This is a genomic window from Actinomadura sp. K4S16, from assembly GCF_008327685.1.
Lineage (GTDB): Bacteria > Actinomycetota > Actinomycetes > Streptosporangiales > Streptosporangiaceae > Spirillospora.
In genome coordinates, this window is sequence record NZ_BDDE01000010.1 from 1 (window position 1) to 15,518 (window position 15,518).

Here is a 15,518-nt window from a genome sequence, read left to right on the forward strand (position 1 = left end):
AGGCTCAGTGCTCCACAGAATCGTCGCGCGGTCCAAGTCGGGGCCCTGAATCCAACTGCGATCGACTCTGCATCCCGGAGCGGCATTGAAATCGCCGAGGTTGCTGCATCTTCAGGTGACGGCCCAGCGTGACCTAGCCCCCGCACACCAGCCGCAGCGCGATCAGCAGCCGCATGGCGCATTCGTCCAGTCGGGCGGGGGTAACGGTCGCGGGCCTGGCGCCCGTGCGGGCCGGGTGGATGCTGTGGCGGAACAGGGCACCCTGACGAACCGCGATACCTCCCGGTACTGGGTACCGAACACGACAGCTGGCCGAGACGGAGGGGGTGCGCAGGTCGCGACCGTGCCGCTCGGCGTCCCCGACTGCTTCGCAAAAGTTCACCGTATCGGCGGGCGAAGCTGGCAATTCGTTCCTCGGCGCGCACCGTGGCGGGTGGGGACCGCGGCCCGGCGCGGCCGTTGCACATCGGGCTGCAGGACAGGGCGCTGTTGATCGTCCATTCGCCGACGAATCGCGAGCCCGCCAGCCACCAGCACTCCCAACGGTCCGGGACAGAACACCATAGGTGGCCTCCTCGTGCGGGCCGGGCAACAGCGCGCTGGCGGGGCAGCAGGAGACTTCGGCAACTCCAACCCGGCGTGTAGCACCCATAAGATCAGGGCCGGTCGATGCCCACCGCGCTGCGTCCTTCCAGCCGACGGGCCAGGCGGCCTCCCGGTCTCATCGGGGATGGTGGCGTGCAGGCTGACGGTGGCCGCCGACGCCCGAACCTCCACCAGCTGCCGGGGGAACATCTTGGGGGCGGGACGGAATAGAGATTGGCCTCTCAAGGCAACCTGGAAGACCTTGTGAACGTGCCGCAGATGCCGGTCGCTCACCAGTGGACCGGAGCCAGCCGCAGCGCGGCGTGGTCGCGGGGGCTCGGACCTCGATCACCGCACCGTGGGTGCGGTGGACGGTGCGGCGCCGCCGCGGCACCCACGTCAGGAACCTTGTCCAGTTCGTCCAGGCAGGAGAACGACCCGCCGGCCACTACATGGTCGCGGACGATGGTGACCTGCCGCTCGACACAGCCCTTGCCGGTCGGACGGTAGGCGGCCAGGACGTCGATGGTGAAGTCGTAGTGACCGGCGAACGCGACCGCCTCGGGATTCAGCGGCACCACCCTGCCGCTGCGACGTGCCGGCGCACCACGGTCTTGGTCCGGGCATAAAGGATCGCGCCGGACACCCGCCAAATTGTTCGAACGCCCGCCGATGACACGCCCAGAAGGTGCCCAGGCCCTGGCTGGTGGTGAAGCAGCAGAACGAGTCCCGCGACTACAACAGCACCATGTGGAACGAGTAGACCTTCGGCACGCCCATATGCGCCAAGACGCCGCCCACTCCCCCGGTCGACTTGGGCCTGGGCGGCCGACACCGCCTCGAACCGGCGGTGCAGGCCCCACCAGCTCCCGGGGAGCTAACCCTAGCTCCCCGGCGATCCGCGGCTGGGCCTCCTACAGGTACAGCTTCACCCGCTGATAGCTGTCGGTGAAGCCGCACTCCTCAACCAGGGGCTCGTAGCAGGCCAACAAATACACCCGATTCCTGTCAGCCGCATCACCGCAACCTCAAAGTCAGCCTGAACTCCTTACCGTATTAATAAGCGCATCTGCATCTGCCTCACGCCCAGCTCTCGTTGCAGCCTCGCGAATCTCAGCGTCTGTCATTGCCCGAGCGATCTGAATCGCGTCATGTACACCATCGCCATCACCGAAGTCGATTGGCTTCAGCAACCACCGCACGGCCTCAATCCTGTCGACCTCGCCACCAATCCCTTCGGCATACCATTCACCGAGAGTCAGCATGGCATTGGTCATGCCCCCCGCTGCCGCATCAAGATAGAATAGCTTCGCTTTTTCGTACTCTTCATGGTCTGCATACCAATCAGCCAGAAGAGCGGCAGCGGCGGGAACGCCGGCCGTTGAAGCATCCTTCAACAGTGTTATTGCTCTGATCTCATCAGGAGCGACACCGATCCCTTTCAGCAAGATGCTCCCCAGATTGAAGGCCGCAATAGAGTCACCGGCATTGGCGGCGGCATCGAACAATTTAACCGCGCCTTCAATATCCCGTTTCATCCCCATTCCGTTTGCCATCATATGCCCAAGCCCTCGCTGACCGGCAGGGTTCGCCGCCTCTGCCGCTAGCCGAAAATAGTAGGCTGCGGCATCTAGATCTCTAATATATTCAAGCGCCAATCCCCCTACCAACGCCTGTGCATCCGCACGTCCAGAATCTGCCATTTTCTGCAAGTCCGGAAATATTTCGGACATTCTTTTTCGCGCGACTTGATCCCCACTCTTGACGCGCACAAGAATCTCTTCACAAAGGGCGACTATATCTTTATTCACAATACTACGCTCCTGCAGTGATGCGACTATCACATAGATGCACTGGCCACCCCGACAGCATCGGGGTGGCCAGTGTATCAGATCTTCTGGTCGCTATGGCTTAAACAAATAGGGTCCACTTGGATCAATCACAGTGTGTTGCTTTTTAGTGGCCCGAGCCAAGTCAGTGAAAAACTGGAAGCAATCGTCGCACATTCGCCGCGTAACCGTCACTTCAGCTCCTGGACGCAAGACAGCCGCCTGCTTCTCAGCATGTGACAAATAATAGGCACCATCGCCAGCACTATTGTCCATGAAGAATGGGACACGAGCCTTGCCGATGGATTCTTGAACCTTCGCAATCTCCTCAAGACTAGGTCGCACGAAGCCAGTCGGCACGTCATCGGCATACCCACTCAGTGTGAATACGCCGCCAGCATGCGCAGCTGTCTTTCCCTCGTCGAACTCTGGAAAGCATAGCTTCGGCTTCGCTGCGTTGTGGACGAGAACCGGTGTGTCACCAGCCTCCACATAGTATGTGTGGTCGGTCTCGACGCTGAGGTTGTATACCTTTTTGTGCTCGTTCCACGTTTTGGTCGCGGTGATCTGGACGTGGGTGCCAGCACTGGTGCGGAGCCACATGCCTGGCTTGAGGTCGGCGGCCACGATCCACTTGTGATCGTTCCTGACCCAGAAGGGGTGGCCCTCGGTGGCCGTTACGGTGCCGGTCTCGACACCGCGCTTGCCGTTGCTGTCGACGGTGATCTTGACCAGGATTTTTTCGCCGTGGCCTCGGATTATGCCCGTGACGCGCTTGGGCTTGCTCTTGCCCGTTTCTGGGTCGGTGGCCTCAACCTTGTCGCCGGTCTTGACATCTTCGATCGGTTTGCGGCTGCCGTCGGCCATCAGGACACCGGTTCCGGCGACGAAGCTGTTCCCGGTGCACGCCCGAACGCCCTTGAGAAGGAAGCCTCCGCCCTCGACCACGCCCTTTTCACCAGCGACCCTGGCCGCTCCGCCCCCGCCGCCGGCGAGGAGGCTGACCGCCTCCACGACATAACCGCCCGCCTTGAACGAGCCGGATTTCGCATCGAATCCTGCTGCTCCGGCAAGGGACTCCTTCACGCCCGGAATCATCAGGATGGGGCCGAGAGGTGTCAATTCCATGACGCCCGTCAGCAAGCCCGCCATGAACTCGTTGGCCTGTCGCAGCGCCCCGGTCCAGGAGAACGCGCCATTCCCTCCAGCACTCCGGCGGCTAGATCCGGATCCAGCCGAGCCACTTGCCCCACCGGTACCGCTCCCTGGGACGAACGGCGCACCCATTCCTTCAACCGGAATCAGGGCCGCCGGCCCCTGGTTCGCGACAGGATCGCCGCTTACGGCAATGGCTTGGCGACGCATGTTACGTTGTTTGGCGGTGTTGTCATTGACTACGTTCTTGGTCCCGGAAGTTCTACCGGGGGCCCGCCCCGGGAGGGCGCCGCTACGGTCACCAGGTACGGCATAGTCAGGACCACGAAGCTTCTGAGGAACCGGGATCGCATTGCGCTGGGCTTTGCGGCTTGCGCGGCGCTTTGCCTTGTCGGTGCGGGCTTTCTGGGCCCGACGACGTGCCGCTTCCAACTCTGCTCGGCTGGGACCCGCATAGGAGGGGCTGTAGCCTCTTCCCCCTGGTCTGCCGCCACCGCCACCGCCGCTTCCACCGCCTCCGCTCCATCCGGATATGTCGTTTGGAGGTCCGGCACAACGGTTCGCGCACCAGTTTTCATTCGGCTTTCCCCGGTCCGGCCTAAGGATCACCGTTTCAGGGCCGGGACGGAAGATTCTGGCGATCTTCTTAACGGTCCTGGCGATGCGGCGCCCGAGGCCTCCGAGCGGGATGCCCCAATGCCCGGTCGGATCGATGGTGTTCAACGGGTCGCCGTTGGCGTAGGTGTAGCGATTCGCGTTGATAGCGCCGTCTGCCGGATCCAGTGTCGCAGTGTCGCGGGTGGTGAAAGAGCCGCTGGACGGGTCGTACCAGCGGGCGCCCATGTTGATCTGGCCGGTCTCGGGGTCGGTCCAGTCGCCCTGGTAGCCGATGCCCGGTCTTGTACCGGTGGTCGCGGTGGTGTTGCCGAAGGGGTCGTAGGCGACCGAGTCGGTGAGGGTGGTGAGCGGCTTGCTCGGGTCGAACGTGCCGAAGACGTCGTCGTGCTTGTCGGACAGGGTGATGCGGGTGCTCAGGCCCTGTGTCGTCGCTATGGGTTCGTCGGACGGGCCGCGGGCGTAGCGTTTGCCGCCGTCGGCGACGGGGTCGGTTCCCAGGCCCGCGTAGGTGAAGGGGGTGTCGTTGCGTGTGGCGGGGCGGTCGAGGCCGTCGTAGGTGTAGGTGGTGCCGCCGGAGGTGGTGAGGCGGTCGAAGGCGTCGAAGTCGTACGTGGTCGTCGGCCCGCCTGAGGTGGATTCAGTGGCGAGGGTCCCCCGAGGCGTATAGGTGTAGGTGGTCGAGCCGTTGGTGAGGCGGCGATTGCGTTGGTCGAAGGTCGCCTCGACGTCGCCGGCCTTGGTGCGGTTGCCGGAGTCGTCCCATTCGTAGTGGGTCGTGTCGCCGCCGTGGCTCCAGGAGGTGAGGCGGCCTGCTTGGTCGTAGCCGTAGGTCTGCTCGGCGGCTCCGGCGGTGCCGGCGGTGGTCTTGCTGGTGGTCTGGTCGTTGTCGTCGTAGGTGTAGGAGACCGAGGCGACGATGGAGCCTTGGTCGTTTTTGAGGGTGTCGCCGGTGATTCTTCCGAGGTCGTCGTAGTCGGCGGCTCGGATTCGTCCCGCGCCGTAGTCGATCTGGTCGGGTTGTCCGGCGGCGTTGTAGCCGAGGGTCTGGACGGTGCCGGTGAGGCCGTCTTGGACGGTCTTCAGGCGTCCGTTCAGGTAGCCGAAGTTCGCGGTACCGGCGGCGTCGGAACGTACCGTCGGCTGGCCGTCGCCGTTGTAGGTCCAGGACGCTGTTCCTGAGGGGCCTTCGGCGGAGGTGAGCAGGCCGCGGTCGTCGTAGCCGTAGGTGTCGGTGCCGGAGGCGGCGTTGACCTTGGTGAGTCTTCCGGCCGGGTCGTAGTCGAGGGTCCGCCCGCTGGTCGGCGCGGTGGTTCCGGAGCCGGACTCGGTGCGGAGGCGTCCGGCGGCGTCGAAGGCGCGTTCGCGGACGACCCCGCCGGGGGCGGTGGTCTTGACCGGGTTGCCGGCGGCGTCGTAGGCGCTGGTCCAGGTGCGCTGTACCGGTTCCGGGTGCGCGCTGGTGGACGGCTCGATGATGGACTCGGGAAGGCCGAGCGAGTTGACGGTGTAGACGGTGGCGTTGCCGCGGCCGTCGGTGAAGCGGGTGCGGTTTCCGGCTGCGTCGTAGCCGAAGGTCGTGGTGATCGACTTGGTGTCGGTGACCGGTTCGGTCTGCTTGACCAGTCGGTTGAGGGCGTCGTAGTCGAGCGTTCTGGTGTGGTTCAGCGGGTCGGTGAGGCCGGTGAGGTTGCCGGCGAGGTCGTACTCGTAGGAGGTGTGGCGGGCCTCTGTGCCGTCGGGCTTGAGGTCGCTGCTCCTGGCGAGGCGCCCGAAAGTGTCGTATCCGAGCCTTTCGGTGCGGCCGAGGCCGTCGCTCGTGCGGATCTGCCGTCCGAGGCCGTCGTAGCCGAACTGGGTGGATGTGCCCGCCGCGTCTGTCGCCTTGGTGAGCTGGTTCGCGCTGTCGTAGGTGGCGGTGCTCTTGGCGCCGGTCGGGGAGGTTGTGGTGAGGAGGTTTCCCGAGTCGTCGTAGGTGTAGTGGGTGGTGTAGGCGGCCGGTGTGGGGTTCCGTTCGAGTTCGGTGGCGGTGGAGGCGCGGCCAAGGTCGTCGTAGGTGGCTTCGGTGCGGGCGCCGCTGGGGTCGGTGGTGGAGAGGATTTCGCCGGTGCGGGTGTAGGTGTATTGCGTTTTCGACCGGTCGTCGTTGGTCTCGCCTGGCTCGTCGAGCGTGTGGACGCGTCCTAGGCGGTCGTAGGTGTAGCGGGTTTCGTTCTGGCGGGGGTCCACGACCTTTTCGACTTGGCCGAGGGGGTCGTAGTACGTCGTGGTGGTGGGTGTCAGCGGGACCGTTGACCCCGGCGGGGTGTAGGGCGGCGCGATCTCCTTGACCGGTTGCCCGAGGCGGTCGTACTCGGTGCGGGTGATGTTGCCGAGCGGGTCCTTGGACTCGGTGGGTTCGTCGAAGGCGTCGAAGCCCGTCGTGGTCTCGGGCCTGGTGGTGGACGGGGCGTTGCCGCCGGACTCGGCTGCGACGGGCGGGGACGTGACGGCGGTCTGTCGTCCGATCTCGTCGTAGCGGTATGTGGTGGTGAAGGCGGGCTTGTCTGCGCCGTCCGCGTTGCCGCGGGGGTCGGTCACCGAGGTGAGCAGGTCCCGCTGGTCGTAGGTGAAGGACGTGATGTGCGCGGTGCTGCCGTCGCTGACGGTCTGGCTCTTGACGCGGCCTGGGGTGTCGTAGGCGTAGGTGGTCGTCTCGTTGCTGACCGGGGTCGACCACGGCACGTTGGACGGGGCGCCGGTACTGGTCTCCTGGGTGATGTTGCCGCCGGCGTCGTACTGGTAGGCGATGCGCCGGGCGATTCCGCCGGGGTCGAGCGTGGAGCTCTCCACACGTCCGACGTTGTCGTAGACGTTCTGGACGGTGTTCTTTCCGTTGCCGGTGACGAGTTTGGTGGCGTTCCCGGCCCCGTCGTACTCGTAGCTCGACAGGACGAAGTCGCGCTTGGTGCCGTCCGGGTTGCGGAAGTTCTTCAGGATGGTCGACTTGGGCAGGTCGTCGCCGTAGTAGGTGTACTCGGTGCGGCGGCCCATGGCGTCGGTGGTGGCGGCCAGGCGTCCGGCGTAGTCGTAGGCGCGGGCCTCGACGACGAGGTGGTCGCCCAGGTCCGGGGCGCCTTCGGGGTCGCCGTCGAAGTCGCGGAGCCGGACTTCGGCGAGCATGTTGCGGGCGGTGTAGGCGTACTCGAAGCGGTTGCCGGCGGCGTCCACGAGGGCGGTGAGGTTGCCGAACCGGTCGTGGTCGTAGCCGGTTTCGTGGTCGTGGGCGTCGGTGACGCGTTCGATGAGGTTGTGGTCGTCGTAGTCGTAGGTGGTGACGCGTGGTTCGTCGCTGCCCGCGGCGTTGGAGACCTGGGTCCTGGTCAGGTTGCCGTCGGTGTCGTAGGTGTAGTCGGTGCGCTGCTGTTGCGCCGCGCCGGTGACGGCGTTGGTGGTGGCGGGTTCGGTGACGCTGGTCAGGTTGGACCAGTCGTCGTAGCCGTAGTAGGTGGCGGCACCGGCCGGGACGCTGTCGGAGATCTCGGTGTCCGACTTCAGGCGTCCGATGGCGTCGTAGGTGTACTTGGTGACGAGTCCCGACGGGTCCGTCACTTGGGCCAGGTCTCCCGCGCTGGTGTAGGCGTAGCGGGTGACGGCTCCGCGCGGGTCGGTCTCGGTCAGGACGAGGGCGCTCGGCATGGTCCCGCCGCCGACCGCGGATTCGATTCCGGTGGTGAAGGTGTATTTGACCTGTCCGCCGCCCTGCGGATTGGTCTGTACCTGGAGATCGCCCGTGGTGGTGTAGGTGTAGCTGGTCTTGTACCGGTTGTCGGTGGCGCTGGTGGAGCGGCCGTCTCGGTACTCGATCGGCAGGTCGTTGCGGGGGTCGGACGGGTTGGTGACCGTGGGGAATGTGTAGCGGGCGGTGTAGCAGACGTCCTTGGTCCGGCAGGTGGTGCGGGTGAGAATGTTGCCGCGGGCGTCGTACGTGAGCTTGACCGAGTCGCCGTTCTCGTTGGTGATGGTCGTCGGGTGGCCCTGGTCGTCGTACTCGAACGTCCGGATGCCCATTCCGGCGAGCGTGGTGCCCATCCAGTCGGGGACGCCGCCGGTGTTGCCGGGCAGGTCGGTGCAGAAGGCGGGGTCGCCGGGGTCGGGCGTGGTGCACACGTAGGTGGGGGTCGGGGACGGGGTCGCCGTGGGCGTGGCGGGTTGCGGCTTGTCCTCGTCCCGGACGTCCAGGCCCATCGGGATGCCGACGCGGATCATCTGTCCGGTCAGCGCGTCGGTCTCGTACAGGTAGGGGCGGTCGGCGGGGTCGCGGACCTCGACCGCGCGGCGCAGGTCGGTGGCGCCGCCGTAGACGGTCGGGGTCTTGATCTTCCAGGTGCCGCCGTTGCCGTCGGTGTACTCCCCGACCCGGTCCTGGTCGGTGTCGTAGTCGATCTCGGCCGCGGTCTTGCCGCTGGGCAGCATGACCTTGGAGAGCTGGTCGGCGGCGGTGAGGCCGTTCGCGTAGTGCGCGGCGACCTGCGCCGGGCCCAGGGGGTGGTGGTAGATCGCGGCTTCGTCGATGGTGCCGTTGTAGAAGCGGCGCTGGGTGCTGCCCCATCCGGGCCAGGACGCGGGCGTGGACGCGAACGCGGCGCCGATCTGGTTCTGGGTGAGGGCCAGGTGGTTCGGTGTCTGGCCGGTGAGGGTGGCGACCTGCTGCCCGTCAACGTAGAGCGTCTGAGTGGAGCCCATCGCCGAAAGCACCGCGTGGTGCCACTTGCCGTCGTTGACGATCTTGGTGGAGGACATCGGCGAGATCGTCCCGCCGCTCCAGAACTGGCCGTGCAGCTTCCCGTCGGTGCCGGTGTAGAGGGCCGGGACGCCGACGGTGGAGGTCTCTGCCAGGGGTTTGTCCTGGTAGCCGATCAGCGGGCCGCCTGAGCCGGTCGACTTGTTCTTGAACCAGACCTCGACGGCCAGGTCCCTGCTCTTCTTGACCGTCCCTGCCGGCAGGTCCAGTTGGGAGGACGACCCGTTGAACGCGGCGGCGGTGTTGTCGGTGCCGGCGAGGGCTCCGGCGTCCTGGAGGGTGACGTTCTTGTAGGTTCCGCCGTCCTTGCCGAGGTTGACCGCCACCTGGCTGGAGGCGCCGACCCCCTCCTTCTCGCCGAGCCGCCAGTAGGAGTCGGGGCGATCGTCCAGCACGGTGGTGCGGTAGTGCGAGCCGGGCGTGTAGTCATAGGTCGTGCAGCGCGACGCGGGCCCGCAGACCTTGGTGAGCAGATCCCCGGTGTAGGTGTAGTTCCACGTCAACGCCTTGCCGTCGACGGGGGCGGTGCTGACGGACGTGACATGGGCACCCGACCAGGTGAAGGTGAGCGTCCGGTTGCCGGTGGCGGTGGCGCGCGCCAGTTTGCCCGTGTTCGGATCGTAGGTGAGCGTGACGGCGCGCTTGGCCGCGTCGGTGATGGAGGTGAGGCGGCCGTTGACGAATTCGAAGACGGTGCCGGCCTTGTCGGTCAACTTCCATTTGCCCGGCTCGACCGTGAGGGTGGCCTGTCGTCCCAGCGGCGGAGCGTACGTCCCGTCCGGGTTCTTGCCGAAGCGGACCTGCTGGCCGTCCGGGTAGTCGATGACGACGTTGCCCGAGCCGTCCCCGTCCTCGGTCAGCCGCATGTCGAACCGGGTCGTCCAGCCTGCTCCGAACGGCGAGGCGCGGCGCGGGTCGAGGCTGTTGTAGGTGCGTTCGACGCTGAGCTCCGGACCGACCGTGGTGACGCTGGCGTCGGTCACCGAGGTGGAGTAGTTGCCGGAGGACGGTTCGAACTCGTGCTCCTGTCCCTGCGCCATCTGCGCGGTGATCTCAGGCTGCGGAACGACGGTCTGCAGCATCACCCGTGGTGATGGCACCTCGTTGCCGGCGTCCTTGACGAACACCCGCCACAGGTACGTCTTGTTCCAGGAGAGCTTCCCGTCCGGGACCGTCCAGGCGTAGGTGGGGACGTAGCCGGAATCGAAGCAGTTGATCGGGTTGTCGTCGGCTGCCTTTTCGCAGATCTCGTACTTGTAGCTGAGCGACGATCCGGGCGGCGCGTCCAGGTCGACCGCCGTCGCCCACAGTTGCGGGTTCAGGGTCGGGGCCTGGTATCCGTTCAGCGGATACAGTTCCTGCAGCACGGGCGCGATGTCGATGATCCTGATGCGCAACCGGATCGGCGGGACCTGCTCGTCGGTGAAGACCGGACCGCCCGTGTGGACCATCGTGAAGTCGATGGAGTAGGTGCCGGGTGGCAACGGCTTGATGACGGCGTCCAGGGTCGCCTTGCCGCCCCGCGCCACGTTGCCGGGCAGGCTCGCGGAACGCTGCTGCGTGACGAGCTTGCCCTTGTCGTCGTACACCCGGTAGCCGAGGTAATAGGTGCTGGGCGTCCACGTCTCGGAGCCGGTGTTGGTGACCGTGACCTTGACCTTGCCGCTCTGCGCCTGGGTGACCGGCGGGTTCGGCACCGGATCCGTGATCGCGTAGGACGCGTTGTAGGGGCTGTGCGTCACGATCAGGCGGGGCGGGTTCACGGTGTCATGGCCTGTGAACCTCTTGGCACCGAGGTCGTCGGACGATTCGTCGCGTACCGAAAGCCCGTAGTTCGGCTGCGTGCCGTTCACCCACCGCTGGATCAGGTCGCGGCCGCCCTTGCCCAGATTGAAGGTCACGGGTTTGAACGGGCATTTGGACTTGGTTGCGCCCAACTCGATGTGGCCGTAGGAGAACGACTCGCGCGCCAGCGCAGCGCCTACCGAGGGGCCCGGATACTTCAGTCCGGACTGGCCCGCCCAGGCCTCGGTGACCGGCCGGACGCTGACGGGACGGGACCGGCAGGTCGCCGAGTCGTAGTTGAGCATCCACAGCGTCGCACCGAAGATCTTGTGGTACTTCAGTTTGTCGCTCAGTCCGGGAAAGCCGAGATAGGCCGCCGAATGCGCACCGATCGTCAGTACCTGGCCGCCGCCGGTCTGGCCGTCGCTGTCGACGGTCAGGCTCGTGGTTCCGCCGCTGATCTCGACACTGGGGTCGAGGTCGACGGGGAAGACCCGTGCGGGATCGGACAGCCATTGCGGGTCGGCGGTCACTTTCAGAGCGGGAACCCCGCCCGTTGTGACCAGGCTGTAGGACACCTTGCTTGACGTTGCCGGCTTTGCCGCCGAATCGGTCATGGAGCCGGCGGGAACCACGGCTTTCGTCCGTCCGGTCGCATCGGTGAACAGGACCTGGCCGTTTTCGACGCGCGCCGACAGTCCCTTGAGCGACAGAGGGAAGACGAAGGTGCCGGGCGCTTTGCTCGACCGGAGTACCAGAGTCTCCTTCACCGAGCCGGAGCCGATGTCGAGCTTCAGGTCGGTATCCGGTCGGACCCCCGGGTAGGTGACTCCGCGCTCTCCCGCACGGCCCGCCACGGCGGCGGCACCCTGCAGCGAGTAACCGATCTCCTGTCCCCCGCCCAGTCCCAACCGCACCACCGTGGCGGCATCGGCCGCGGGCGCGAGCCTGACATCGATCGAGTCGGCGGCGTTTCGCCAGCCCTGTGCTGGCGGTGCGCCGCCGGACTTGGACGCCGCACCGACCGGGAGGACCCGCGTGTCGATCGGCGCCCACGAGCCGTCCGGACGCCGGTAGTTGATCGGCCGCGGCGAGACCTCGGTGGACTCGGTGCCGTCGGTGTTGACGTAGGTGCGGGCGTGCGCGTCGCGGCGCTCGGGGAGCTCCCGGCTCGTCTTCGCGTCATAGCCCGACACCTTCTCGGGGTCGGGTGCCAGCGGCGCCACCACGCTCGCACTGTTCCGCGGCGGCCTGGTCGGCTTCTTCAAGGTGTTCAGCGGGTAGCGAGACCGCAGAGACCTGGGCTGCGTCCGGTTGCGCCCGGCCACGGAGATGTCTCCGCCGCGCCCCTTCGCCGAGCCCCATGCCTGCTTGGGACCGTGCGGATCCGGAAGGTCGCGCCATGCCGACAGCGCGCTGATCCCACTGCTGTCCAAGGTCGCGACGAGCATCAGGACGAGGACCACCGCGACGGCCCGGAACAGCGCCGAATGCCGCCCGCCCCGCCGCCCGCGTCCACCTCTGATCAGCCGGTTCGGCCGCACCATGTTCCACTCCCGGGCACGGCGCGTCCAGGACGCGCCCGTGGTCGCGATCGAGAATCGTCGGGGTGCGGGGCCGTCCTTGGTGGACGGCCCCGCGGTGAATCAGCGGGCCGCCGGAGGTTTGGGCAGCGCGCGACCTTGGAAGGTCGGAGACGTCTTGGCCAGGGCGGTGGTCTCGCCGTCCGGCTTGTAGAACCGCGATTCCTGGTTGGCGGTGCGGAACACGAACGACCATGTGGGCCCGTTCGTCGCGGAGTAGGCGAATGCCGTCGGATCCGTCGCCGGGACCGAGGTGTCGTAGTCCGGCTGCGCCTCGACCCATGCGCGCCATTGGCCGGAGCCCTGGATCGTCTCACCGGTGCTGTGGATGCGGTCGTCGGTACCGCGCACGACCACTTCGGTCTTGCCGCTTCCCGGGCTCAGCACCGCGGACGGCGAACCCGCCGCCACCAGGTCACCGACCTGCTCCCAGGTCTGCGGGAAGCTCCCGGACCCATCCTGCATCTTGGTCAAGATGTGCCCGTCGGTGCCACGGACGAAGATCCGCAACCGGCTGCCCGGATAGGTGACCACAGACGCGTTTCCCGAGAAGCCCGGTTCGCTCAAGGAGGCACATCCCGAGACGGTGCCGCGCGCGTACAGGGCCGTGTGCCACGCGCCGGCGGCGTCCAGGAAGAAGAGCCGCAGACCGTCCGCCACCGGAACCGCGATCGGCGCGGTGGCGGTCGAAACACCGGAGACCCCCAGGTCGATCCAGTCCTGATAGGGGTCGTTCGGGCCGTACTGTGGCAGGGCCCACAAGGAACCGGAGCCATCGACCGCGAAGGCGACCAGTGTGTCATCCTGCCGCGCGGACGTGACAGTGGAACCCATCGGCTTGTGCACATCGATCCAGTCGCCCCAGGCCGCAGGCTCCTTTGTCACCTGCGTCCGCGACCAGACATCACCGCTGAGGTTGTGCGCCAAGACGTTGAGCCGCCCGTCAGCCTGCTCTCCCAGGGCCGGTTGCCCGTAGTAGCCCTCCTGCCCATGGATTGGCGTCCACTGGATCGATCCCAGCGCACTCGGATCGGCCTGCCCGTGCATCAGCCGCCCGATGCCGTCGGAGTAGGCGAGCTCCAACAGACCTAGCGACCCCACAGCTGAAGGCGATGCCTGCACCACCGTCGTCGGGTGGTACGGCTCCGGGTCCGCCGCCGCCTTCACCGCCGACGTAGCCGGCGCTGCGGCACCGGTACACCCCGTAGCAGGCAATTTGAAGTATGCGAACTGATCGACCCACAGACGCACCGCTGAGGAGCTCGCATTGAGAACCGTGACCTTGCCATCGGCGCCGACCTTGGCCGGCAGGGCGCCGCTGTACGCCATCGCCTCCTGGAAGGTCACTGTGTGGGTCTCCGACGCAGCAGTGCCGGACGGGTAGACCCGGATTACGCCACTCCCCTGATTGTAAACATTGGTGATGTTCAGGTAGACACCCGAAACTCCGGACGCCGGGACGCCGCCGACTCCGAGGGGTGCCACAGTATGTGTGCCTCCCGCAGGGACCGTCACATCGTTGACGAGCCGATAGGGCGTGATGGGCAATGTCGCCGATCCTGTGACCGCCGCCGAGGGTTTGGCGAGGTAGCCCGCGGCGTCCAGAGAGACCGTGATTGCACTGGTGCCCGTGTTCTGGATCTTGAACTTGCCGTCAGCGCCCAGGTGACCGATCACCTGGTTCTGAACCAGCAGGCTCAGACCGTAGTCCAGATTGGTGTCACCCGGCAGGGTTCCGCCGGATTCGTAGACGGTGAGTTTTCCCGTGGCGCTGCTTTTGCCTGACATCGTGAAGAGCACATCCGAAACTCCTCCCGATGGGACACCGGCCTTTCCGAGCGGAGAAACCAGGGCGTAGCCATTGGCAGGCACGCTTACCTGACCGATACGCGCCGGCTTGAGCGGTACGAGAGTGTACCCAGGCGTAGACCCTGGCAATGCCGTCGTATACCCGTGCGCGTCGGCATAGACCCGTACCACATTGGACGAGTCGTTCTTCAGCTTGATGCTGCCGTCGGCTCCGACTTTCAGGAACAGCAGATTCTGATTATAGATCGACTTTCGGAACCGGATTGCGGTGTTGTCTTGGATCGTTACACCCGACGGGTAGGCGATCAGTTGCCCGGTACCGTCACCGCTCGTACCCTTCGCCGCTATATTGATCGCCACGGCAGCGACTCCGGAAGACGGGAGTCCCGCCACCCCCGCGACCTTCACGGTCAAGGTTGCACCTGCGGCGATGTCACTTCCGTTCACCAGTTGGCCACGCACCTTGTACCACTGACCAGCCCCAACGGGTGCATCGGGAACGGTTTGGCTCTCCAGCGGGAGATTCCTCTTCGCCGCCGAAGCCGGCGTCAGATCGATCGAGGAAATCAGGGTGACCATACTCAGTACGGCAGCAATTAAGACAGCGAAACGGACGCGAACGCCGATGCCCTGCAAGCCCTGGCCTTTCGTCAGGTGACCGCGAAACAGGATCCGCGCCGTCACGTAGATGCTTCGCCAACAAGATCGTCCAGGCAGTGCACTCTGACAAGATCACAGGCCGGAGGTGGCCAGAGCCCGGCCTGCGGGCATGCCCCAGCTCGCTCTAATCGACAGGCGGATCGGCGAGCACCGGCGTGATCGCGCTGGCAGCAGGACCACTCCCACACCGTCACCGAGCCGCGCAACTCAACGGCCATCACTATCTGCATAAATTTGATCACAAGAAAAGTGTCAACCTGGAGTCGCCGACGAACGTCGGGCATTACGACAGGAGGGTTTCGGCTATCACAAAGTATATTTACGGACCTACAGAATAAAGGGATCGAAGTGTTGGCCAAGTGCAATGACGAATGACCCACCCCTATCACCGTCAAGCGCTTCCTTGGCTCGCATCGGAGCCCCTACTGCCCCTCCGAGCATGGGGCCGCAGGGAGCCGATCGGGAGCCACCGTGGTCGGACTCCTCTGGACCCGCCACGACTCCCCCGACCGTTTTCGCAGGTGAGAGGACCCCCGATCGACTTCCATCGACCTTGATCGACTGGTCTTCTGTGCCTGGGGGTCAAGGGCCGTGGGTTCAAATCCCGCTGTCCCGACAGAGAAGGACCAGGTCAGAAGGGCTTCGGAGATCATTCCGGAACCCTTTTTCGATCTTGAAGGTCGATGGGGAGCCAAAAGGGGAGCCACCACCATC

4 protein-coding genes are annotated in these 15,518 nt (G+C 65.7%); all 4 read right to left on the reverse strand.

Translation table 11 applies throughout. From position 1 onward, the window contains the following. Positions 1-875: 875 nt before the first annotated feature. Positions 876-1,163, reverse strand: coding sequence for a transposase family protein (locus K4S16_RS00865; protein WP_149256884.1), 288 nt, complete (start codon positions 1,161-1,163; stop codon positions 876-878). Positions 1,164-1,619: 456 nt separating this feature from the next. Beyond that, positions 1,620-2,396 carry a tetratricopeptide repeat protein gene (locus K4S16_RS00870; protein ID WP_149256885.1) on the reverse strand — a complete coding sequence of 259 codons (777 nt, stop codon included), beginning with the start codon at positions 2,394-2,396 and terminating at the stop codon, positions 1,620-1,622. A 93-nt stretch (positions 2,397-2,489) separates the two neighbouring features. After that, positions 2,490-12,299: an RHS repeat-associated core domain-containing protein gene (locus tag K4S16_RS00875; protein ID WP_149256886.1), complete on the reverse strand. Its 9,810-nt coding sequence runs from the start codon at positions 12,297-12,299 to the stop codon at positions 2,490-2,492. A 99-nt stretch (positions 12,300-12,398) separates the two neighbouring features. Beyond that, positions 12,399-14,828 (reverse strand): hypothetical protein, encoded by a 2,430-nt coding sequence (locus K4S16_RS00880; RefSeq protein WP_149256887.1) that lies wholly within the window; start codon positions 14,826-14,828, stop codon positions 12,399-12,401. Between the last annotated feature and the right edge of the window lie 690 nt (positions 14,829-15,518).

Excerpts from the sequence above, each read along its gene's own strand:
- K4S16_RS00875 (WP_149256886.1), bottom strand. The coding sequence starts at position 12,299 with ATGGTGCGGCCGAACCGGCTGATCAGAGGTGGACGCGGGCGGCGGGGC.